General features: G+C 69.5%; 20 protein-coding genes. 10 read left to right on the forward strand and 10 right to left on the reverse strand.

What is annotated here, in order from left to right; all coding sequences use genetic code 11:
- Positions 1-3 precede the first annotated feature (3 nt).
- From GGQ69_RS11675 to GGQ69_RS11690, 4 genes are all read right to left on the reverse strand, one after another.
- Positions 4-573: a hypothetical protein gene (locus GGQ69_RS11675; RefSeq protein ID WP_183528732.1), complete on the reverse strand. Its 570-nt coding sequence runs from the start codon at positions 571-573 to the stop codon at positions 4-6.
- A 213-nt stretch (positions 574-786) separates the two neighbouring features.
- Positions 787-990: a cold-shock protein gene (locus GGQ69_RS11680; RefSeq protein ID WP_010145090.1), complete on the reverse strand. Its 204-nt coding sequence runs from the start codon at positions 988-990 to the stop codon at positions 787-789.
- A gap of 248 nt (positions 991-1,238) precedes the next feature.
- A complete protein-coding gene (locus GGQ69_RS11685) occupies positions 1,239-1,487 on the reverse strand; it encodes a GlsB/YeaQ/YmgE family stress response membrane protein (protein WP_370577169.1) in 249 nt (82 codons plus the stop codon).
- Between the two features lie 173 nt (positions 1,488-1,660).
- Complete coding sequence (locus GGQ69_RS11690; RefSeq protein ID WP_370577170.1) at positions 1,661-2,890, reverse strand: MFS transporter; 1,230 nt, start codon at positions 2,888-2,890, stop codon at positions 1,661-1,663.
- 303 nt (positions 2,891-3,193) lie between these two features.
- Between GGQ69_RS11690 and GGQ69_RS11695 the strand changes: the two genes are divergently transcribed.
- Positions 3,194-3,709: a hypothetical protein gene (locus tag GGQ69_RS11695; RefSeq protein ID WP_183528736.1), complete on the forward strand. Its 516-nt coding sequence runs from the start codon at positions 3,194-3,196 to the stop codon at positions 3,707-3,709.
- A 369-nt stretch (positions 3,710-4,078) separates the two neighbouring features.
- On the forward strand, positions 4,079-6,631 hold the full coding sequence (locus GGQ69_RS11700) for a penicillin acylase family protein (RefSeq protein ID WP_183528738.1): 2,553 nt from the start codon (positions 4,079-4,081) through the stop codon (positions 6,629-6,631).
- Between the two features lie 44 nt (positions 6,632-6,675).
- Here GGQ69_RS11700 and GGQ69_RS11705 read toward each other — a convergent pair whose 3' ends face one another.
- Genes GGQ69_RS11705 through GGQ69_RS11720 form a run of 4 tightly spaced genes read right to left on the reverse strand, consistent with a single transcriptional unit; the run spans position 6,676 to position 10,296 of the window.
- Positions 6,676-7,323 (reverse strand): TetR/AcrR family transcriptional regulator C-terminal domain-containing protein, encoded by a 648-nt coding sequence (locus tag GGQ69_RS11705; protein ID WP_183528740.1) that lies wholly within the window; start codon positions 7,321-7,323, stop codon positions 6,676-6,678.
- A gap of 59 nt (positions 7,324-7,382) precedes the next feature.
- Positions 7,383-8,510, reverse strand: coding sequence for an alcohol dehydrogenase catalytic domain-containing protein (locus GGQ69_RS11710; protein ID WP_183528742.1), 1,128 nt, complete (start codon positions 8,508-8,510; stop codon positions 7,383-7,385).
- Positions 8,507-10,036: a cytosine permease gene (locus GGQ69_RS11715; protein ID WP_370577171.1), complete on the reverse strand. Its 1,530-nt coding sequence runs from the start codon at positions 10,034-10,036 to the stop codon at positions 8,507-8,509. The genes GGQ69_RS11710 and GGQ69_RS11715 overlap by 4 nt, the downstream gene beginning before the upstream one ends.
- The gene (locus GGQ69_RS11720) at positions 10,033-10,296 is read right to left on the reverse strand and encodes a hypothetical protein (protein WP_183528744.1); all 264 of its coding nucleotides are present in this window, start codon (positions 10,294-10,296) and stop codon (positions 10,033-10,035) included. Before GGQ69_RS11720 ends, GGQ69_RS11715 begins: the two co-directional genes overlap by 4 nt.
- A 126-nt stretch (positions 10,297-10,422) precedes the next feature.
- Here GGQ69_RS11720 and GGQ69_RS11725 point away from each other — a divergent pair, with 126 nt between their 5' ends.
- From GGQ69_RS11725 to GGQ69_RS11750, 6 genes are all read left to right on the forward strand, one after another.
- Complete coding sequence (locus GGQ69_RS11725; protein WP_183528746.1) at positions 10,423-11,244, forward strand: nitrilase-related carbon-nitrogen hydrolase; 822 nt, start codon at positions 10,423-10,425, stop codon at positions 11,242-11,244.
- Between the two features lie 122 nt (positions 11,245-11,366).
- Positions 11,367-13,112 carry a dihydroxy-acid dehydratase gene (locus GGQ69_RS11730; RefSeq protein WP_183528748.1) on the forward strand — a complete coding sequence of 582 codons (1,746 nt, stop codon included), beginning with the start codon at positions 11,367-11,369 and terminating at the stop codon, positions 13,110-13,112.
- Positions 13,109-13,984, forward strand: coding sequence for an NAD(P)-dependent oxidoreductase (locus GGQ69_RS11735; protein ID WP_183528750.1), 876 nt, complete (start codon positions 13,109-13,111; stop codon positions 13,982-13,984). Before GGQ69_RS11730 ends, GGQ69_RS11735 begins: the two co-directional genes overlap by 4 nt.
- 339 nt (positions 13,985-14,323) lie before the next feature.
- Positions 14,324-15,565, forward strand: coding sequence for an MBL fold metallo-hydrolase (locus GGQ69_RS11740; protein WP_255459684.1), 1,242 nt, complete (start codon positions 14,324-14,326; stop codon positions 15,563-15,565).
- Positions 15,566-16,641: 1,076 nt separating this feature from the next.
- Positions 16,642-17,022, forward strand: a complete 381-nt coding sequence (locus GGQ69_RS11745) for a hypothetical protein (protein ID WP_183528752.1) — start codon at positions 16,642-16,644, stop codon at positions 17,020-17,022.
- Positions 17,023-17,266: 244 nt separating this feature from the next.
- Positions 17,267-17,671, forward strand: coding sequence for a hypothetical protein (locus GGQ69_RS11750; protein WP_183528754.1), 405 nt, complete (start codon positions 17,267-17,269; stop codon positions 17,669-17,671).
- A 79-nt stretch (positions 17,672-17,750) separates the two neighbouring features.
- Here the strand turns inward: GGQ69_RS11750 and GGQ69_RS11755 are convergent, their stop codons facing one another.
- Complete coding sequence (locus tag GGQ69_RS11755; protein WP_183528756.1) at positions 17,751-18,116, reverse strand: nuclear transport factor 2 family protein; 366 nt, start codon at positions 18,114-18,116, stop codon at positions 17,751-17,753.
- A 252-nt stretch (positions 18,117-18,368) separates the two neighbouring features.
- On the opposite strand from GGQ69_RS11755, the gene GGQ69_RS11760 reads away from it, so the two are divergent.
- The gene (locus GGQ69_RS11760; protein ID WP_183528758.1) at positions 18,369-18,950 is read left to right on the forward strand and encodes a dihydrofolate reductase family protein; all 582 of its coding nucleotides are present in this window, start codon (positions 18,369-18,371) and stop codon (positions 18,948-18,950) included.
- Between the two features lie 135 nt (positions 18,951-19,085).
- On the opposite strand, the gene GGQ69_RS11765 is transcribed toward GGQ69_RS11760, so the two are convergent.
- Positions 19,086-19,658 carry a helix-turn-helix domain-containing protein gene (locus GGQ69_RS11765; protein ID WP_183528760.1) on the reverse strand — a complete coding sequence of 191 codons (573 nt, stop codon included), beginning with the start codon at positions 19,656-19,658 and terminating at the stop codon, positions 19,086-19,088.
- A gap of 48 nt (positions 19,659-19,706) precedes the next feature.
- On the opposite strand from GGQ69_RS11765, the gene GGQ69_RS11770 reads away from it, so the two are divergent.
- Entirely contained in the window at positions 19,707-21,578 is a 1,872-nt protein-coding gene (locus GGQ69_RS11770) for an FAD-dependent oxidoreductase (RefSeq protein WP_183528762.1), read from the forward strand.
- The last annotated feature ends 72 nt before the right edge of the window (positions 21,579-21,650 follow it).

Here is a 21,650-nt window from a genome sequence, read left to right on the forward strand (position 1 = left end):
GGCCTAGCTCCCCGTCTCCCAGTAGTACCAGCCCTCGGAGTCGCTGGGGTACTGGATCCTGCCGCTGGCCAGCGTGGTGCGGGTGCAGTCCCGGTTGATGCGGAACTTCTGGTAGGAGACCTCCTGGCCCCAGGAGACGTACCGGGCGTTGCCGTACCGGTCCCGGGAGATGTGGCGCTCGTAGGTGTTCGTGGAGGCGGTGGAGTTCGCGCTGGCCAGGGACGTGCTCAGGGACGCCGTGGCTCGGGCCAGCACCGCGCCGACCTCGGCCTCCGCCCCGGCCACCACCTGCGCGGAGACGCTGCCCGAGTACGACCGGGCGACGACCATCTTCCCGCCGGGGCCGTTCTTGAACGTCGGCACCCCGCTGAAGGGCATGCGCACGCCCTTGCTGGCCAGCGAGTAATTCGTCTGGGTGACGCAGCAGACCCCCGTCTGGGCGCTGTCCGGGTGGGAGGTTCCGCTCCCGGCCATACAGGCGTCGGTCTCCGATGAGGCGGTGGCGGGGGCCAGGAGCGTGGCGCTCAGGGACAGGGCGGCCAGCACTCCCACGGCCCCCCGGTGAAAGAACATTGTCTACTCCGGTGGAACGCTATAGGTGCTCCCATGATGAAATCATTGCTTCACACCGTCAATGGACATTGCGTACCGATCCGGTCACGAGGCACCAGCGATCTCCGAGAGACGGCGGCTGCGCGCGGGCGCACCGCGCGGCCCGGTTTCCGGGCACAGCAAAGCGGCCGCCCTCCCGATGGGGAGAGCGGCCGCTTCGTGCGTCTGACTAGATCAGAGCGGGCGGACCGAGGAGGCCTGCATGCCCTTGGCGCCCTGGGTCGCCTCGAACTCGACCTTCTGGTCCTCCTGCAGCTCCTTGAAGCCGGAGCCCTCGATGGCGGAGAAGTGAACGAAGATGTCAGCGGAGTTGTCGTCCGGGGAGATGAAGCCGAAGCCCTTCTCAGCGTTGAACCACTTGACGGTACCGGTGGCCATGGTGGCCTCTTTTCTATTCGGGGTGTAACCCACTGAAGGTTCCAGCGGGGGCGAAGCGGCATGTTGCGAACCGCTTCTCGACGCCCCGTTCGGCCCCGAGGGGCTTCCCGGTCCGCAAATGTGACGGACTTACTGCTACTACTACTTCTGGTACCACCGTACGGCACAAATCGTCAGGGACCTAATGCGCTCCCCGACGCGTGCTGCACGCCCGCGCCCACCGGCGGACCGGCGAGCGCGGGCAGCGGTCAGCGGGTGTGCGTGCGGTTGCGCCCCACCAGGGTCTCCGCGACGCCGATCAACAGCACCGCGGCGATCACGGCCACCACGAAGCCCAGGACGTTGAGCTCGAAGATGTCCCCCGTGCCCAACAGGTTGGCCACCACACCGCCGATCACCGAACCCGCCAGCCCCAACAGCAGGGTGGCCACCAGGCCGAGGTTCTGCTTGCCGGGCTTGATCAGGCGGGCAAGGGCGCCGATGACAAGTCCTGCCACGATAAATCCGATCACACTGGGTCCTCTCTCGATGATGAACTGGTCTGTTCCGGCCCCGATGAACCGGGTCTCGCCTCGTCAGGGCCGACTCTCGAACCTAGCGGACATCTTCATCGACGCCGCACGCGAACCGGTGTGACCTTCGTTCCGGGGCCGCGGCCGGGACGCCTCCCCTAGGGGGTGGGGGCCGCGAGTTCGTCGTCGATGTACCCCGGGCGGCTGGCACGGAATCCGGCGATGGCCATGGCCACGGTCCCGGCGACCAGGGCCAGCAGGATGGCCGACCACTGGCCGGTGACGTCGTAGACGATGCCGACCAGCAGCGGGCCGGCGGCGGCCACGAAATACCCGAACGGCTGGACGAACCCGGACAACCGGGCCGTGACCAGCGCGGTGCGACTGCGGGCGGCGATCAGTGCCAGGGCGGTGGGGAAGCAGAACCCGCCCAGGCCCAGCAACAGCGCCCACAGCAGGGGCATCAGGTCCGCAGCGACGTACAGCCCGAGGTACCCCGTGGCCGAGAGGGCGGAGAACAGGACGGGGAACAGGGTCAGGTTGTGCACCCGGCTGATGAGGAAGGGCATGACCAGGCCGCCCACGATGTTCAGTGCGCCGATCAGCGCAAGGGCGACGGCTCCCACGGAGGCCGGGGCCCCACTGTCGATGTAGATCTGCGGCAGCCAGCCCATCTGCACATAGGCGTTCATCGACTGCAGGCCGAAGAACGCCATGAGGAACACCGCCGTCGGGGCCTTCCACAATGACCCGCCCGGTTCGGCCCCGCTCACGCTGACCGAGGGGAAGTCGAAGCCGGTGCGCGCCGAGATGATCACCCACACGACCACCTGCACGGCCGCGAACGAGGCCCAGACGAACAGGGCCCACCGCCAGGCGTCCTCGCCGTGGAAGAACAGGGCGCTCAGCGGGCCGATGGCGCCTGAGACCCCCAGGACCCCGGTGTAGACCGTCATCAGCACCACCGTGCGGTGCCGGCCGTGGTTCTTGATCCAGGCCGGCAGGAGCACGTTGGCCAGGGCGATGCCCGCCACCACGAACGCGGTGAGGACGATGAACACCCAGATCTGCCCCACCCAGGGGCGCACCGCCAGTCCGATCAGCGTCAGGACCATGCCGGCCGTCAGGGCGGTGCTCAACCCCAGCCGTCGCGCCAGCGGAACGGCGGCCAGGCCCATCAGGGCGAAGAACAGTCCCGGGATGGCCGTCACCACTCCGGCCAGCCAGCCGGCGGCGTCGAAGGCGTCCAGGACATCGCCGAGGACGGGCCCCAGGGAGGCGATGCCGGCGCGCAGGTTGATGGCCGCCACGAACACGGCGATCACGGCCAGCAGGACCGGGACGGTCCCCAGGGTGCGCCGCGACTGCGCAGCACGGGCCGGAGCCACACCGTCCGCTGCGCGAGCAGCACCCGGCCGGTCGCGGGGAGCGAGGAATCGCACAGCGCCTTCTTTCATCGATCAGCAGGTCGCGGGCCGCCCGCACGCATGCGGGCGGAGTCTACTCCCATAATGCCCACGACCGGGGGCGAGCTCGCTGCCACCTACGGGGAGCTGCCCCGGGGCCCACGACGCGGAAGGGGCCCGCGCCCGACGAGGGAGGCCCGGCATGGGACCGATCTCACCACCTCTCGCCATCACCCCTCGTCACGATTGTGATGGCGGTCACAACATCGGCTAAGCTGGTGCATCATGAACGGGAACGATGTCACGCGAGCGCTCCATGAGCTGTTCGAGACTCAGGTGATCAATCACGGGGACTACAGCGTGGTCTACGCGGAGTCCTGCACCCCCGGCGCGGCCCTGATGGTCGGATACCGCCACACGCCCCTCGAGCTCGTGCTCGTCCCGGTCGAGTTGACGCGCCCGCCACAGGCCGGTGGCGACGAGCCCCGCGTGACGGCCCGTGCGGCCGGCCCGGTCTCCAGCATCGACCTCTCGAACGTGGCCACCCTGGCGGACACCGGCACCGGGTACCGCGTGGAGACCGTCACCGGTTTCCGCACGGGCTTCGAGGTCGAGGACACCGCGCGCATCTCCCTCGGCGCTTCTGCCGGCGACGACGCGCAGATGCTGCGGCAGGACCAGGAGGCCGAGGACTTCCACGAGTTCATGACCCACTTCATGGACGTCCTGGACGGGTTCTATCACGTGCCCGAGGCCCCCGAGTTCCTCGAGGACGCCACCGCGCACTCCCTGGCCGCCTGAGGGCCACGGGCACCCTCCAGTCATCACCACCGCAGCCCGCAGCCCCAGGACTCGGGGAAGCCCGCACGCCCCCATGACGGCGCCGCGCCGCTCCAGGAGTCCCACCGGCCCCTCAGCGGACAGCCGCGACCGCGGCGCGCCACGAGGATGCGCCCACCGTCCACCAGGCGCGCCCACCCCACCCCATGGCGTCATGTGATTGACCGCTCCGGTGACCACTGATACTTTCCTGTGACGTGGATCACTGACCGAACGGTCAGTCAGCCACGCGATCGCAGGGGGCTCGCATCCGAGCCGAGGGGGCCCGGCATCCACCAGCTGCCGGGAGCGCGATCACCCGCTATAGGCACTCGAGTGAGGTACTCACGCATGAACAACGTCAAGCGCACCGCTGGTGTGGCGCTCACCCTGACCCTGTCCCTGGCCGCGCTCGCGCCGGCCGCGGCCACGACCGGCACCGGCGCCGGCACCACCGCTGCCCCTGTGGCCTCGGCCGCCACCGCGGGCGAGGTCCAGCACCCGTCCGAGGACGTCACCATCAAGCGGGACCAGTACGGTGTCCCCCACGTCTACGCGGACACCACCTTCGACCTGTTCTACGGCTACGGATACGTGGTGGCCCAGGACCGGTTGTTCCAGATGGAGATGGCCCGCCGGGCCGTGCTCGGCACCTCGGCCGAGGTGCTGGGACCGGACTACGTGGAGATCGACCGCCGCACCCGCGCCACCTTCGATCCGGCCGCCATCCGCGCCCAGCTCGAGGACCTGCCGAAAGAGCACATGGACGTGCTGGCCGGTTACGCCGAGGGCATGAACCGGCACCTGCGCCAGGTCGAGGCGGACCCCGGCACCCTGCTGCCCAAGCAGTTCTCCGACCACGGTTTCACCCCGCAGGAGTGGACCGCGTACGACGTCGCGATGATCTGGATCGGCACCATGGCCAACCGCTTCTCCGACTCGACCGGTGAGGTCGCGAACCTGCAGACCCTGCAGTCCCTGATCGACGAGCACGGCGAGGAGAAGGGCCGGGAGCTGTTCGACCAGATCCTGTGGACCGAGGACCCCACCGCGCCCACCACCCAGCCACGCAAGGACACCCGGGCGCCGAAGCACCTACCCAGCGGGCAGGCACGCGAGGCGGCGGCACCGGTGAGCGCGACGGCGTCGGGCCTGTCCCCCATCGACACGAACCTGAGCGACGACGGCGTGGAGCGGATGCGCGCCAACGGCGGGGGTTCGGCTCCCGGTGACCGGCCGGAGGCCTCGAACCTGTGGATCACGGGGGAGAAGAAGACCCGGGGTGGCGGCTCCACGCTGGTCAACGGCCCGCAGTTCGGCTGGTTCAACCCCTCCTACGTGTACGGCATCGGCCTGCACGGCGCGGGGTACGACGTCACCGGGAACACCCCCTTCGCCTACCCGGCGGTCATCTTCGGCACCAACAAGAAGACCTCGTGGGGTGCCACGGCCGGGCCGCTGGACGTCAACGACGTCTACCAGGAACAGCTGAACCCCAAGGACCCCACGCAGTACCGGTACCAGGGCCAGTGGCGGCAGATGGAACAGCGGCAGGAGACCATCGAGGTCAAGGACGGCGAGCCGGTGACCCACACCGTCTACTCGACCGTGCACGGCACCGTGACGAGCATCGACACGGAGAACAACTCGGCGTACGCGAAGAAGCGGTCCTGGACCGGTACCGAGGTGCAGTCGCTCATGGCGTGGGTGGACGTCACCAAGGCCCACGACTGGGACGACTTCCTGGACGAAGCCCAGAAGATGGGCATCAGCATCAACTGGTACTACGCGGACCGGCGGGGCAACATCGGCTACGTCTCCCCCGGCCGGATGCCGAAGCGCCCCGAGGGTCAGGATGCCCGGGTGCCCGCCACCGGTGACGGCTCCATGGAGTGGGAGGGCATCCGGGACTTCTCGGAGAACCCGCAGACCTACAACCCCAAGCAGGGGTACATCGCCAACTGGAACAACCAGGCCGGCCCGGGTGCCGTGGGTGACAGTGGCAACTGGTCTCCCGTGGACCGGGTCCAGGAGATCATCGCCGAGCTCGAGTCCCAGCGGAGATTCACGCCCGAGGAGTCCTGGGACATCATCGAGACCACCAGCTTCGCGGACCTGAACATCCGCTACCTGCGCCCCTCCCTGGAGAAGGCCGCGAAGACGTACCACCCGCGCAGCCAGGAGCGCGAGCTGATCGACCTGGTCCTGGACTGGGACGGCCAGGCCCGGGACGACGACGGCGACGGCCTCTACGACGATCCGCAGCCGGCGATCATGCGCGCCTGGCTGCCGCGGCTCTTCGAGGAGGTCCTGGCCGACGACCTGCCCGAGGATGTCTATCGGCAGTACGCCCAGAACATCTATCCCGAGGCGGGCGTCGCCCGGCCGGCCAACGGCACCAAGCTGGTCTACAACGCCCTGCTGGGGCGCAAGGCCGGCGTGGAGCAGCACGTGGACCTGTTCGACGGCGAGCACGGCCCGAGCGTGCTGGCCGCCACCTACCTGGAGGCGATCGACCAGCTCGAGGCCGAGCACGGGAGCGATCCGGCGGACTGGGAGGCGCCCATGGCCCAGCACACGTTCAGCCATCAGAACTTCATCGGCGTGGACCAGGCCGGTGAGGACGAGCGGTTCACGGCACTGAATTACATGAACCGCGGCACGGAGAACAACATGGTGCACCTGGACGGGCGCGACGCCGAGATGTGCACCGTGGCCCCTCCGGGCCAGAGCGGGTTCATCGCCCCGGACGGCACCCGGGACGAGCACTACAGCGACCAGCTGGAGATGTACGGGGACTTCGAGTGCAAGGACGAGCACCTGACCCGCCGATCGGTGGACCGGGCCGCGGAGTCCACGACCGTGCTGACCGAGGACGGGGAGGTCATCGAGTCCGCACGCTGAGCGGGGTCAGGTCCCGCCCGGAGCCCGCGCCCCCGAGCCGCGCGCTATCGGGCGGGACCGCTGGCCGGCTGCGCCGCGCCCCGAGTACTGCGCTGCCCGATCCAGGCCAGCGCCGCATCCACGGCCATGGCGAACCCGTCCAGCTTGCGCGTCTCGGTGTCACGGCTCGCCACGGGGCCCGTCAGCCGGGTGAACTCCGGTGCGACGTTCTGCCAGAGCGGAACCGGTGACGAGGCGTCCAGGGCGGACCCCAGGACGATGACGTCGAGCATGGTGGCCGCCGCCATCCACTCGTCCTCCGGCAGCCCCGCCTCCTCGAGCAGGGCGAACAGGACCTCGTAGATGGCCTGCGTTGGCCGATCGTCCACCGGCTGGCCCACCACGACCGGGAGCAGCCAGGGCGCCCCGGCCGTGGCCTGCCGATAGGCGTAGGCCCAGCCGCGCAGGCGCTGCTCCCACGGCATCCCATGGTCTGACAGGGACTCGAGGTCGATCCCCGCGTACAGCTCGGCGCGCATCAGGTCCACGATCTCGTCCCGGCCACCGGGGATGTGGTGATAGAGGGAGGAGGGGTGCACCTTCAGTTCCGCGGCCAGGGCCGGGATCGTGAACTCCCGCCCGCGGCGCAGCATCTCCAGGGCGGTCCGGACGATGCGCTCGCGGGACAGGATCTTCTGCAGGGGGCGCGCCATGACAGGAGTATGGCACTCAGCCGCGCGGGCCCGGGCCGGCGCGGTGGTGCCGCCGGCGGTCACTCATGGAGCACCACCGTCCGGCCGCGAGCGCCGGCACGCATGTCCTCGAACGCCTCGTTCACCTCGTCGAGGGGCCGGCGACGGGTGATCAGCTGGTCGATCGGCAGCCGGCCGGACCGGTACAGCCGGGCCAGCAGGGGGAAGTCCCGCGCGGGGACGGTGCTCCCGTAGTTGGAGCCCAGCAGGCGTTGGCCGTTCTCGGCGAAGGCCAGCAGGTCCAGGGCCACCGGTCGGTCCTGGGGCGGCAACCCGACGACCACCGCGGTTCCGCCCCGGGTGAGGAAGGGCGGCATCTGCTGGATGGTCTCCACCCGGCCGATGGCCTCGAACGCGTAGTCCGCTCCGCCGTCGGTGAGCTCCCTGATCTCCCGGGCGACGTCCTCGGTGGTCCTGCCGGAGGAGTTGATGGCGTGGGTGGCCCCGAACCCCTGGGCCAGCTCGAGGGACGCGTCGTTGACGTCGACGGCGATGATCGGCTCGGCGCCGGCCAGTCTCAGTCCCATGACGATGCACAGGCCCACCCCTCCACTGCCGATGACCACGGCCGAGCGGCCCGGCTTGACCTCGGCGTCGTTCACGACGGCGCCCACGCCGGTGGCGACCGAGCAGCCGATGAGTGCGGCGACGTCGAAGGGGACGTCCGCGGGGATCCGCACCGCGGCCTGCACCGGCACGACCGCGTACTCGGCCATGGAGCCGACGGCGAGGTAGGGGTAGACGGCCTGGCCGTCCATGGACAGCGGGGTCGTGCCGTCGGGCAGGAGGCATTCCTCCGAGCGCGACCCCGTGCAGACCCAGGACCGTCCCTCACGGCACGCGGAGCAGGACAGGCAGGGGTAGAACCAGGTGAGGACCACGTGATCACCCGCCTGCAGCTCCGTCACGCCGGGGCCCACGGACTCCACGACGCCGGCACCCTCGTGGCCCATGATGGTGGGCGAGGGAAGCGTCCAGTCGCCGTCCAGCACGTGCCGGTCCGAACCGCAGACCCCGGAGGCCCGCAGCCGCACGCGGACCTGTCCCGGCCCGGGGACGGCGACCTCCACCTGGTGCAGCGTCATCTCCTGCCCGGACCCTGCGTGCACCGCCGCGCGAGCCGTCAGCGTGTCGATCGTGGTGGTCATGCGCGGCCTTCCTTCGCCTGCGTGGGTGCGGTGGATGTGGTGCCAGTCGTGACCGGCACCGCCACGGGCTCGGGGCTGAGCCGGCGGCCGCGGTGGATGAGGGCTGTGGCCAGCAGGTAGACGACGGCCGCCACCAGCGCCGCCGGGAAGGAGGCGGTGATCACCGAGAAGACCGGCTGCGTGTCCAGGGTGATCGGGTTGTAGAGCCACAGGTAGAACGCGGCCCCGGCCACCAGCCCGAGCATGCCGGCCCCGTTCACCCCACCGGGGTAGGCGTACAGCTGACCGTGCTGGGCCAGGTGCAGCTCGCGCAGGTCCATGCGCTGGCGGCGCAGGAAGAAGTAGTCCGCCACGGCCACGCCGCACACGGCCGTCAGGAAGGCTCCGGAGACGGACACGAAGACCATGAACTGCTCGTACATGAACTGGGGGAAGAAGGACAGGATCGCCGGGAGGACGAAGAACGACGCCGTCAGCACGGTCCAGGGGATGCGCGCCAGGAGCCGGCCGGAGGACTGGCGGATGGCGAGGATCGTGGAGTAGATGATCGAGGACATCGAGGTGATATTCGCGAAGGCGATGAAGACGAGCACCGCGACGCCGAGAACGGGCCCGCCGAAGGGAACCATCCACAGGGTCGGGTCCGAGTCGCCCAGCGTCAGAGCGGCGCCCATGCCCACCATCTGGGCGATGAGGGTCGCCACCAGTAGTCCGCCGTACGCCGGCCACACGGCGGCCTTGCGGGAGACGGTCATCCGGGCCAGTGATCCCATGACGGGGTACCAGGAGACCCCCACGCCCACGTTGAACTCGACGGCCACCATGAAGTTCAGGGTCGCGTCGTCGAAGGGCGCCAGCGGGGCCGCGTCCAGCAACGCGCCCCACGAGGTGTTGACCACCAGGAACCCGAACATGACCACGGTGATCACGGCCAGGCCGGGGGCGATCCACTTGTTGAACTTCCCGATCGTCACGGGACCGCGGGACAGCACGAACCAGGCCAGGAGGATGGCCAGGAGCGCACCGACCACCACGGCCGGACCGTACTGGTCGAGCTCGACCCCGCTGACGGTGGAGGCCACCTGCGAGGCGGCCCGGCCGGCCATGATGGCCAGCAGCGCGGACCAGCCCATCTCCGTGACGAGGATGACGGTGAAGACGAGGATGCCCACCCCCACCACGCCGAAGGCGCCCCGGAGCAGCGTGTACTGCTCACTGCCGTAGCGCTGCGAGGCGACCACGGAGGCCAGCACCATGAAGCACAGGCCGATGGCGTTGCCGATGATCATGGCGGCCACCCCCTGCTGGAAGCCGACCAGCAGTGCGGTGGATCCGCCCACGAGGAAGGCCCAGGTGGCGATGGCCAGCGCGGTGTTCACCCACGTGAAGTCCCAGCCGGACCAGGTCCGCTCGTGCTTCAGCAGGGGGAAGGTGCCGTAGGAGGACTCCCGGTCCAGTTCCTGCTCCGCCGATTCCCTATGGTGACGGGTCGCGCGCGCCTCGCCCGCCTCACCCGTCTCGCTCACGCGATCACCACCAGCAGGCCGAGGAGGCAGATGGCCACGGTCGTCAGGACGTACCCCGTCAGCTCCCGTGCGGACAGGGGCCGGCGCGAGTCCTCGCCGGTGGCCTCCTCGTGGGCCACGGCGGCCATCCTGCGTTCGAGTTCGTCCGCCACGTGGGCGGGCATCCCGACGTCGGTCAGCTCCGCCGTGGCGGTGAGGCGTGGGGGCGCCCAGGCGAGGGCGTCCTCCCGGTGGGGGAATTCGTGGCGGCGGGAGTTCATGGCAGCTCCTGGGGGCCGGGGCTTGGATTATCCAATGGCATTTGGTTATGAAAGTGTTAGCGCTCACACTGGAGGTGTCAAGAGCCAGCGCGGGCCGGGGTCCGCGTCCGTCCAGGGAGGTCCGAGATGTCGCAACGTCAGATGAGGGTGGGCATCGTCCAGGCCGCGGCCGGTCCCGGCGAGGTGGACCGGAACCTCGCGGTCCTGGAGCGCTGGGTCGGTGAGGCCGCCGCGCAGGGCGCGGACGTGGTGGTCACTCCCGAGCTGTTCGCCACCGGATACGACCCCGCCACGGCGTGGACCCACGATGCCGAGCAGATCCGGGGCCGCCTGGTCCGGGTCGCCAGCCGGGCGGGCGTCGGGCTCGTCGCCTCCACGGTGGACACCGCCGGGGGCCGGTCCCACATCTCCGCCTCCTTCTTCGATCCCGACGACGGTGAGATCGGCCGGGTGCGCAAGCGCCACCTCTACGGGGCGACCGAGCGGCAGTACTTCGCCCCGGGTGATGACTACGGCCTGCCGGTGGACTGGCGCGGGCTCCGCTGGGGGCTGGGGATCTGCTACGACGTCGAGTTCCCCGAGTTCGCCCGGGCGCAGGCGCGGCACGGCGTCCAGGTCCTGCTGGTGCCCACCGCGGTCCCGGTCCTCGACGACCCCGGTCCGCTTCCGTTAGACGGTGAGGCCCCGGCTCCGGAGGACCGGTACTCGGCGACGCTCACGTCCACCCTCCAGGTCCCCTCGCGGGCGCTGGAGAACGGTCTCTACATCGCCTACGCGAACCACGCCGGTGAGGGGTTCACCGGCTACTCGTGCATCGCCACGCCGGCCGGCCGCCATGCCGTGCTGATGGACGCCTCGACCGAGGGGGTGGCCGTCGCCCCGGTGCGGGCCGCCATGGTCGAGCACGCCCGCGGGCTCAACACCTATCTCGAGGACCTCGGCCGCTGATGGGGGTGCCGGACCGCTGACACGGAAGACCCGCCCCGCACCGCGGCCCGGCGTGGTTCACTGTCCCCATCGGGATCGAGCCCCCCAGATCGACCCCCAGATCGACCCCCAGGAGGACCTGCATGTCACAGGAGGGAATCCACCGCGCCGGCGGTGCGCTGTTCCGCGGCCCGGGCCAGGACGGCCTGCTGCACCGGGCGTTCCTGCGCGGTGAGGGGTTCAGCGCCGAGGACGTGCGCCGCTCCCCCGTGATCGGCATCGCCACCACTGCCAGCGAACTCAACCCCTGCAACGCGGGACTGTCGTCGCTGGCCGAGGAGGTCAAGGCCGGGGTCCGGGCGGCCGGCGGGCTGCCCCTGGAGTTCCCCACCATCTCGATCTCCGAGCCGTTCTCCCGGCCCTCGAGCATGTACCTGCGCAACCTGCTGTCCATGGACGTCGAGGAGATGGTGCGCGCCTCCCCCATCGACGGCGTCGTCCTGCTCGGCGGGTGCGACAAGACCATTCCCGCCCAGATCATGGGCGCCCTCAGCGCCGGTCTGCCCGCCCTGGTCGTCGCGGCGGGCCCGCGCCCCGTGTCCTGCTTCCAGGACAATCCCGAGTTCACCGTGGACGACGTCTGGCCCCTGTGCGAACAGCGCCGGGTGGGCGCGCTCGACGACGGCGCCTGGGAGAGACTCGAGGGCTCGGTCAACGTGGGTGTGGGGACCTGCAACGTGATGGGCACGGCGACCACGATGGCGGCGGTCGCCGAGGTGCTCGGCTTCGCCCTGCCGGGGTCGACCCTGCCGGCGGCGGTGAGCCAGGCCCGCCGCGCGGTGGCGCGGGACACCGGGGAGGCGATCGTGGCCGCCGTCGGGCGCGGGGAGGTGCCCGGTGAGCTGGTGACGCTGCAGTCCCTGGAGAACGCGTTCCGGGCGATCACGGCGATGGGCGGGTCCACCAATGCGGTGATCCACCTGGAGGCGATCGCCGGGCGGGCCGGGCTGCGGATCGGGCAGGAGCGGCTGGACGAGTGGTCGCGCACCACCCCGGTGCTGGCCGACGTGAGGCCCGGCGGGCGCTACCTGCTGGAGCACTTGGACCAAGCCGGTGGCGTGGTGGAGGTGCTGCGCCGGCTGGGCGAGCGGATCCACCTCGAGGCGCGTGGCGCGGGCGGGCGCCCGTGGGGTGAGGTCCTCGCGGGCACTCCCCCGGCGGACGACCATCCGGCGCTGCGGAGCGTGCAGTACCCGGTGGCGCCGCGGGGCGCGCTGCGGCTGATGCGCGGGTCCCTGGCCCCGGAGGGCTGCGTCATGAAGCTGGCCGCCGGGGCACCGGCACGGCACCGGGCCCGGGTGGTGGTGTTCGACGGGCTGGAGGACCTGCACGCGAGGATCGACGACCCGGACCTGGACATCGACGCCGACTCGGTCCTGGTGCTGCGCGGGCTCGGGATGGTCGGGGCGCCGGGGATGCCGGAGGTCGGGCACCTGCCCATCCCGGCCAGGCTGCACCGCCAGGGCGTGCGGGACATGGTGCGGATCTCGGACGCGCGGATGAGCGGGACCTCGACCGGGTCCGTGGTGCTGCACGTCAGCCCCGAGTCCGCGGTCGGCGGGCCGCTGGCGCGGCTGCGCACCGGGGACGAGGTGGTGATCGACGCCGAGGCCGGCGAGTTGAACCATTGCGTCCCTGCGGAGGAGTTCACCGCGCGGGAACCGGTGGCCCCGCCGCCGCTGCCGGCCCGCGGGTTCGCCCGACTGCAGGCCCAGCACGCCCTGCAACCGCATGAGGGCTGCGACCTGGACTTCCTGGTCGCCGTGCCGGACGGGTCCCCGCAGGTGAGGCAGCCGCAGCAGACCGGCCAGACGAGGGAGCACGCATGAGCAGCATCGGGTTCATCGGCGCCGGGGCGATGGGCGAGCCCATGGCCGCCCGCTTGCAGCAGGCCGGGCACGGTGTGCTCGTCTGGGCGCGCCGCCCCGAGCGGGCGCGCGAGCTGCAGGACGCCGGGTTCGCGACGGGCACGCTGGAGGAGGTGCTGGCCCGGCCGGTGCTGGTCAGTTGTCTGCGGGACGCGGCGGCGGTGAGGGAGGTCTTCCTCGACGACGACGGCGCCGCCTCTAGTCTGCGCGCCGAGGTGGTGATCGAGCACGCGACGGTGGACCCTGCGACGGCCCGAGAAGTCGCCGCCGCGCTGGCCGCGCGCGGGATCCACTTCGTGGACGCGCCGGTCTCCGGCGGGCCCGCCGGCGCCGCCGCGGGGACGCTCGTGACGATGTGCGGGGGCACGGACGAGGCGGTGGCGGTGGCCCGGCTGTACCTGGAGGCGATGTGCGCGCGGATCGTGCACGTGGGTGGTCCGGGCACCGGGGTCTCGGTCAAGCTCGTCAATCAGTTGCTCGTGGCGGCGCACTCGGTGGCCGCGGCGGAGGCCGCCGCTCTCGTGCGGACGTTGGGCGTCGATCCCGAGGTAACGCTGGAAGCGCTGATGGGCGGGTGGGCCGCCTCGAAGCGGTTGGAGTTGCAGTTCACCGATTCGGTGCGCGGGAATGTCCAGCCAGACGGCGCGGGGCTGGAGAAGTTCCTCAAGGACCTCGACCTGGCGGATGAGGCCCTGGCCGGGGCCGGTGTCATCAGCACGCTGTTGCCCGCGGTCCGGAGGACGTGGGAGACGGCGGCCGCGATGCACCCCGAGGCGGGGTTCGCGGCGCTGACGGAGGCGTACGCTGCACACCCGGACGAGATCGCGGAGTAGCACGTCGCACCCATCCGAGGCAGATACGCGACTGCCCGAACGTCGGACGGTTGATGCGATCTCAAATCCGGACTTTGAGTTCGCAGTCTTGGCGCACCAGGCGGTGTGCTGAGTCTTGGATTGAGGTGGGGGGGCCTATGCCCCCGGTGGCCGCCTCGCGTTTCCGAACTCTGTCCGAGCCCCGGACATCTGAGACTCACTAGTACCGATATTCCAGACAGCTCAATGGGCCGTAATTAAGTATGGGAAACAGTGCGCACGGCGCCCCTCCCCGCGTCAGCCCGGGGCCATACTGGGTGATCAATCCATGACCCGTGCCCCACGCTTTGAGGTGTTTCCATGCCTGAACCCCGCCCTGACACTGCTTCTTCGCAGAGGGTCTCACGCCGTCGAGCCCTCGGCCTGGCCTCAGCCCTCGGCCTGGCACCGGTGATCACCGCGTGCACGCCGGGCGGGGATGAGCCGCAGGCCACGGGAGCGACGGAGGGCGCGGCCGGGTCGGCCAGTGCCACCCCCTCGGTCACCGCAGGCGCCGGGCGTGCGCCCCTGACCACCGATGCGACGAACCGCCTGGTACTGCTGGGCACCAGCGGTGGCCCGCCGTGGTGGAACGACTCCCACCGGGAGGGCGTGGCCTCGGCGGTCGTGGTGGGCGACAAGTACTACCTCGTGGACGCCGGGGACGGGGTCGGCAAGCAGATCAAGAAGGCCCGGCTGGGCACCTGGGACAAGGACATGCGCGGCCCGCTGGATGCCCTGGTCGCCGTGTTCCTCACCCACCTGCACTCGGACCACATCTCCGACCTCTACAACCTGGTCGGCACCGGCCTGCAGAACGGGGTCGCCATCCCGGACCGGGTCCTGGAGATCTACGGACCGGGTGACCGTGGAGCCCTGCCGGTGAACTACAAGGGTGAGAGCATCCCCGCCGACCAGGTCGTGAACCCGAAGAGCCCCACGCCGGGCACCCGGGAGACGATCGAGGCCATGATCAAGACCTTCGCGACCGACTTCAACGACCGAATCGTCGACTCGGGATACCCGCCGCCGCGGGACTTCTTCGTGGGCCGGGACATCGAACTGCCCGCCGGCCTGATCGATGACCCCAACGGGGACCCGCACCCGCGCATGCGCCCGATCGAGGTGTTCGAGGACGACCGGGTCAAGGTCACGGCCACCCTGGTTCAGCACGCCCCCGTCTTCCCGGCCTTCGGCTTCCGCTTCGACACGGACTCCGGTTCGGTCACCTTCTCCGGGGACACCGGTCCGAGCGAGAACCTCGTGGAGCTGGCAAAGGGCTCGGACATCCTGGTGCACGAGGCCATCGCCGCGCAGTGGGTCGCCCAGCGCCACCCCGAGCCGCGCGATGCCGCAGCCGAGGCGGAGTACCAGCACCTGATCGGTGCGCACACCACCATCGAGGACATCGGTTCGATCGCCGAACAGGCCGGGGTGAAGAAGCTGGTGCTCAATCACCTGGTGCCGGGCAACTGGCCGGTCGAAGAATGGCAGAAGGCCGCGACCGGTTTCTCCGGCGAACTCGTCATCGGAGAGGACCTGGACGCGATCGCCATCGGCTGAGCCCAGCGGCAGGAGCGTCCGGCTGACCTAACGCCCTCCCCGGGCACAATCACCAGTCATCGAAAGCCGTCGGACAGGCCTGGCCTGCCAGATCTTCTCCGTGCCGGGAGTGTTCGGCCTACTAGTCCTGCTCAATCCCAGTAAAGGCGGGCGTCATCGACCGGGGCGGGGGGAACCTGCCACCCGCCCCGGGGAACGCCGGTGCACGCGTAACCGCGACTCCCATTGTTGGCTGAGCCGCTTTCTCGACCGCCATACCGGTACACGCAATGGGCACAGCCGGTCCGCCCCAAGCCATGTCTCAGCCACCCTCGTTGGGGCAGGGAACGTAATTCCGGGAATGCCGGATGAGTAGGTCTTGAGCGTGACCGGGTGCCCGGCCACGCTTAACGAAAGAATGGTTATCGGCCTCAGAGTGGGACCAGTAGAACCAGATGAGATGACTCGTCTCCGTCTGTCATTCCAGGGTCCGCCCATGTCAGCACGCAGCCCTATGTCGCTCACAGCGGCGGAGCGAATCGCAGGAGCTAGTGCGACCCTGCAAGCCCGCGACGGGAACTCTCGTCTAATGCGAGATTTCCGCGCACGGTGTGGCGCACGGAGGCGCTGCCGGGCCGGGTTCCCGCGTTCCCGCGTTCCTGGATGACGATGCCATTGGCCTGTTGCGCGCCGAGGACCGCGCACTCGGAAATCCGCCGGCACAAACACTGAGCCAATTTGGTCGATGACCTTGACCAGCCACTCGTCTCATCTCAACACGTCCCTCTACCAGTTTATAGGGGCAGACCCAACGGACTGAAGTAACTGAAAGGTGTCCGCCAAACCCATGGAACCGTTTCCTCAGTTTTCCGCCGATCCCGTAGCCTCGACACTGTCATCAGAGGTCAGAGGGGGTCCTGATGAAATCAACTATCCGTGGGGTCGCGGGCCTGGCGTGCTCGGCGGCTGTCCTGACCGGGTGTACGGCGAACACTGCACCCGGCCCCAGCGGGGCGAACACCACGCATTCCAGCAGCCCGGTGGCCACCGCTACGGCGACGGTTCCCGCGCTCAGGCCTCAGGGCAACGTGGATCCGATGGTCAGCGGCATCTGGGCCGGTGAGAAGTACGACCAGTTCCTGGAAACGACCGGTGAGACGTACTCGGGGGAATGCGGGGACGCCAGCACCCCGGCAGGGCTGCGGGCCTGCGCCCCGTTCGAGCCGTTCGCCTACGTCTCCGCCGTCGAGTCCCCCACCCCCGGAGATCTGCTGGTAACCATCACCCCCGAGGCGTGGGGCGGCGGGCCGTATGACCCCGAACAGGTCTTCACCCTGGAATACGTCGCCGGGAACATGGCCCTGCGCATGGCTCACCACGACGACGATGTCCAGACGCTGACCGTCACCACGCCCGGTGGCGCCCATACCTACACCGATCACTGGCAACCCCACTACGCCAGCGTCTTAGGATCCTGACTGATGACCCTGCACTTGGATCGGCTGAACGAGCACCGCGATCCATCCAGGCGAACATCAGGAACCCTGGGCCATCAACACCCAGAAACTCCCCTCCTTGGCAATCCGTTCCTTCTTCGACAACACGCGCAACACCTCATCAGTGGGGGGGGGGTGTTGCAACGACCGATTGAGCTCGCCGATCCTCAGACGGACGCTATGTCGCTGATGCTGCACGTCCCACTGCATGGGCTACAACGGGACGATGGGATGGCTCGATAAGTGGTTTGGCTTGGACGAAACGGACTGGCCGCAGGATCCGAAACTGAACATGTTTCGTGAGGCGGTGTGGCAGCTGTCGCTGGACGGTGAGGTCCGCGGATGGGTGACGACCTCTGTGATGCCCATGCGTTCGCTGCCGTTCTTCTGGGATAAGCAGGAACAGATGTGGACCCAGGTGCATTGGGTGGACGGCCGGCACGAGTACTGCGAAGAAGACTACGGCCCCGAATGGTATGCGGTGGAGGAACTACGCCACGGACACTTCTCTACGTGGGATCCGGCGGTCGATGAGGAAGTCGACTTCGACGCGACGCTCGTCACCGGCGCCGAGCGAGACCGCCTATGGACAGAGTTGAACCACGGGCTCGAGCCTCACAGTCGGAGTTAAGAAGAGGCCCACACATATATATCCGCGTGGATTGACTGGGCCCAAGTGTCCGATGGTGGATCCCTCAGCGGTGTGGTGTTCAGCTTGGGATCGGAGTCTGCTGGTACGAGGCGAGAGCCCACCCGTTGCCTTGACGGACGTACACGCTTGCCATCAGAGCAACGAATGCCGGTGCTGTGCCGTCACGGTAGGCGGTACCGCGGTAGACGAGCACGGCGGCGGAGTCTCCGAGTGGGATTAGTCGTTCCTCATCGATGTCGTAGGAACGCCATGGTGGTGCTTCGTTGAGTGATTCGACGACGTCCTGTCGACTGAACACCTGACCGTGGGCCAGGACCATAACGCTGTTGTCTGTCATCAGTCGGCCGTAGAAGTCGGCTCCGGTGCTATTGCACAGCGATTGCCAGCCCTGATGCTCCAGCTCCATCAACTCCTGCAAGCTCATGCGGCCACGGTAGCCGCCGCTGCACGGCACTCGCTTGCCGGAGCGTCGCATGGACCTTGGTAGTGCGCCGCAAGCGGATCCCCAGCGAGACGGTCAAACCGGACCGCGGCCCCACGATGGTGGCTCGATTTCGTCCTGGGCGCGGCTGGCCACGTGCTGGACGGCTGGCCGCTGCCACCCGATTGATGTCCTACTAGAGCGACGGCTCACGACACGCTACCTTGGGGGCACCCCGAAGCAGAGGAGCGCCCGGTGGGCAAAGTGGTCATGTACGCCGCGGTGTCGGTGGACGGCTTCATCGCGGACGAGAACGACCAGCCCGGACCGCTGTTCGACTGGTTGACCAGCGGTGACGTGCCGTTGGACGAGAGTGGCGTGTTGACGGTGTCGCAGACGTCCTACGACTACACCCGGCCGTACTGGGACCAGATCGGGGTGACCATCGCCGGCCGCCACGTCTTCGACATCACGGACGGCTGGGACGGGACGCCTCCGGCCGGGGTGGACCACGTCGTCGTCGTGACCCACCGGGGCAGGCCCGAGGGCTGGGACCCCGAGGCCCCATTCCAATTCGTCGACGGCATCGAGGCAGGCGTGGCCACCGCGCAGGGACTCGCCGGTGACCGCATCGTCGAGGTCGCCGCCGGCGACGTCGGCGGCCAGGTGCTTGCCGCGGGCCTGGTCGACGAGGTGCGCATGGACGTCGTACCCGTCGTGTTCGGGTCCGGCAAGCCCTACTTCGGGTCGGTCCAGGGGCACCACCTGTTGGAGGATCCCGACGTGATGCTTCAGGGCCACCGGGTGCTTCACCTGCGCTATCGGGTGCGCCGTTGACCGATCCCCTTGCGGCAGGCTTCGGGACTATCTGCCCGGGTGTGCCCGCCGATCCGGTGGTCTTCAGCGCTGTGCCCGGCAGACCGACTCGCGGCGCCGAGCGAGGGCCGCTCCCGCAGCGGACCGTCGGCCCCGTCAGTGGTGACGATGGCCCGGTAAGTGCGCCTTCTCGCCGTCCTGGTCGAAGATGGTCAACAGCTCGACGGGTCCGTGATGCGCCTGGAGTAGGTGCGGGGTCATGGTGGAGAACTCCACAGCCTGACCCGGGTGGACCAGGATGGTCCGCGTGCCGAGCTGGAGCCGGATGGTGCCGCTGAGCACCGTGAACCACTCGTAACCGGGGTGCACGCGGGGCTCGTGCACCTCATGGTCGGCGGCCAGGCGCATCTTGGCGATCGTGACCCCCCGCCGGTCGCGTTCCCGCGAGAGCAGCCAGAACGTCGCACCGCCCATGGATTCGGGCTCCGGGCGAATCACCACGTCCTCGTCCCCCTCCGGCTCCACCAGCTGATCGAGGGAGGTGCCGAGCGCCTTGGCAATGGCCACGAGTTGCTCAAGCGCGATCCTCTGGTGACCGGTCTCGATGCGGCTGAGCGTGGACGGGGACAGGAAACAGCGGGCCGCGAGCGTGTCCAAGGTCCATCCGCGCGCTAGGCGCAACCCACGGATGCGCTGCCGGACGATGGACTCTGCCGATTCTTGCGTCATACGCAAGAGTGTATTCGTATTGTGGGAGACGGCCGTAATGTGGATGCCATGACTGCTCATCACCACGACCCTTTCGGCCACGAGGCTTGGCACGAGCTCCCCGACGGTTTCGCCGAGTACCTCGAGCTCGAAACCCGGCTGAACGCCCCGCTGCGTGATGCCGTCCTCGACCGTGTCGCCGGTGCCCTCGACGCAGACCCGGCCGTCGTTCTCGACCTAGGTTCCGGCGCCGGTGCAGACGCCGTGGCACTGGCCGGCCGGTTCCCCACCGCCCAGGTGCACGCCCTGGACGTCGCCCCGGAGCTTCTGGACCGTCTCGCGGGTGCGGCGACCGAGGCCGGACTGGCGGACCGGATCCACGGGCACCGAGTGGATTTGGACGGGGGCTGGCCGGCGGAACTCCCACAGGACGTGGACCTGGCCTGGGCGGCGCTGTCCCTGCATCACGTCAGCAACCCCGCCGCCGTGCTGCGGCGCGTGTTCACCGCGCTGCGGCCCGGCGGGGTACTCGTCCTGACGGAGCTCACCGGTGAGGAGGGGTTCGAACCCACAGATCTCGGCACCGACCGTGAGGGGCTGGCGCGCGCCCTGGCACAGCGCGCCCCGCACGCGATGGCGGACTGGGACCGGCTCTTGAACGAGGCCGGGTTCTGCGCGGTGAACCGCCGCGACCACGAGTTCGTCGTCCACGCAGAGACGGATGAGGGCGCCCGGTACCTGCAGCGGAGGGTGCAGTCCCAAAGGGAGCGGCTTACCCCGCAGCTGACCAGCACGGACATCGAGGGGCTCGACGGGGCCCTGGGTGCCCTCAAGGATGGGACGTCGGAGATCACCCTGCGCTCCGGCCGCGCGGTGTGGATCGCGACGCGCCCGTCGACGTCCAATGCCCCCACCGGGCATGCGGCCCGAGAACCGCTCCGTGTACGGGCCCAGGAGAGCAGATCTCAGAACGGCCGGTCCGACGCGGCGGCCGAGGACCTGGAGGCGGAGGTGGTCGTCCTGGGCGGCGGTCCCGCGGGGCTTGCGGCCGCCGTCGCGCTGGCCCGGTCGTGTCGCTCCGTCGTCGTGGTCGATGCTGGCGAGCCTCGTAACGCCCCCGCCGCGGGAGCCCACAACCTGCTCGGGCACGAGGGCATCGCGCCGGGGGAGTTGCTCGCTCGAGCCCGTACGGAGGCCGAGGCCTACGGTGTGCGGATCGTTCCGGGACGAGCGACCGGGATCTCGGGTGCAGTCGATGACTTCACCGTAGAAGTCGATGACGGGGCCTGCCTGGTCCGCGCGCGCCGGGTCATCCTCGCGACCGGGCTGGTCGACGACCTCCCGGACATCCCCGGGGTCCGCGAGGGCTGGGGTCACACCGTCTTGCACTGCCCGTTCTGCCACGGCTGGGAAGTCCGGGACCAGCAGATCGCCATCCTCGCGCGGGACGAGGTGGCCATCCACCAGGCCATGCTGTTCCGCCAGCTCAGCGACCGGGTCACCGTGTTCCTGCACGAGGCGCCGGAGCCCACCGAGGAACAACGAGACCAGCTGGCGGCGCTTGGGATCGAGGCCGTGCGGGGCCGGATCGAACGCCTGGTGCTCGAGGGCTCCCAGGTGCGCGCGGTGGAACTGGAGGACGGCAGCACCTTCGCAGCCGACGCCGCCGTCATCGCCCCGCGTTTCGAGGCCCGCACCGAGCTGTACGAGCAACTCGGGGGCACCATCGAGACGACACCTTTCGGCCGACAGGTCCCCGCCGACCCACGCGGGATGACAGCGATCCCGGGAGTCTGGGCCGCCGGCAATGCCAACCAGCTCATGGCGATGATGGTCGGCTCGGCCGCGGCCGGCGTCACCACGGGTGCCGCCGTCCACGGCGACCTCTGCGTCGCATCCCTCCAGCAGGCCCTCGAGGCCCGTCGGGCCGTCACCGCCTGATCGCGGTCTATCGCGCACGCGGGCCGCCTCTTTGCTACTGAACCACTCCCGCCGACGCCCCGTGGGTTCGTC

The sequence above is a fragment of the Micrococcus sp. TA1 genome, assembly GCF_014199555.1.
Classification (GTDB): Bacteria; Actinomycetota; Actinomycetes; order Actinomycetales; family Micrococcaceae; genus Citricoccus.

Excerpts from the sequence above, each read along its gene's own strand:
- GGQ69_RS11735 (WP_183528750.1), top strand. The coding sequence starts at position 13,109 with ATGAGCAGCATCGGGTTCATCGGCGCCGGGGCGATGGGCGAGCCCATG.
- GGQ69_RS11710 (WP_183528742.1), bottom strand. The coding sequence starts at position 8,510 with ATGACCACCACGATCGACACGCTGACGGCTCGCGCGGCGGTGCACGCA.
- GGQ69_RS11725 (WP_183528746.1), top strand. The coding sequence starts at position 10,423 with ATGTCGCAACGTCAGATGAGGGTGGGCATCGTCCAGGCCGCGGCCGGT.
- GGQ69_RS11705 (WP_183528740.1), bottom strand. The coding sequence starts at position 7,323 with ATGGCGCGCCCCCTGCAGAAGATCCTGTCCCGCGAGCGCATCGTCCGG.
- GGQ69_RS11745 (WP_183528752.1), top strand. The coding sequence starts at position 16,642 with ATGGTCAGCGGCATCTGGGCCGGTGAGAAGTACGACCAGTTCCTGGAA.
- GGQ69_RS11730 (WP_183528748.1), top strand. The coding sequence starts at position 11,367 with ATGTCACAGGAGGGAATCCACCGCGCCGGCGGTGCGCTGTTCCGCGGC.
- GGQ69_RS11755 (WP_183528756.1), bottom strand. The coding sequence starts at position 18,116 with ATGAGCTTGCAGGAGTTGATGGAGCTGGAGCATCAGGGCTGGCAATCG.
- GGQ69_RS11770 (WP_183528762.1), top strand. The coding sequence starts at position 19,707 with ATGACTGCTCATCACCACGACCCTTTCGGCCACGAGGCTTGGCACGAG.
- GGQ69_RS11750 (WP_183528754.1), top strand. The coding sequence starts at position 17,267 with ATGGGATGGCTCGATAAGTGGTTTGGCTTGGACGAAACGGACTGGCCG.
- GGQ69_RS11740 (WP_255459684.1), top strand. The coding sequence starts at position 14,324 with ATGCCTGAACCCCGCCCTGACACTGCTTCTTCGCAGAGGGTCTCACGC.
- GGQ69_RS11695 (WP_183528736.1), top strand. The coding sequence starts at position 3,194 with ATGAACGGGAACGATGTCACGCGAGCGCTCCATGAGCTGTTCGAGACT.
- GGQ69_RS11765 (WP_183528760.1), bottom strand. The coding sequence starts at position 19,658 with ATGACGCAAGAATCGGCAGAGTCCATCGTCCGGCAGCGCATCCGTGGG.
- GGQ69_RS11720 (WP_183528744.1), bottom strand. The coding sequence starts at position 10,296 with ATGAACTCCCGCCGCCACGAATTCCCCCACCGGGAGGACGCCCTCGCC.
- GGQ69_RS11680 (WP_010145090.1), bottom strand. The coding sequence starts at position 990 with ATGGCCACCGGTACCGTCAAGTGGTTCAACGCTGAGAAGGGCTTCGGC.
- GGQ69_RS11700 (WP_183528738.1), top strand. The coding sequence starts at position 4,079 with ATGAACAACGTCAAGCGCACCGCTGGTGTGGCGCTCACCCTGACCCTG.
- GGQ69_RS11675 (WP_183528732.1), bottom strand. The coding sequence starts at position 573 with ATGTTCTTTCACCGGGGGGCCGTGGGAGTGCTGGCCGCCCTGTCCCTG.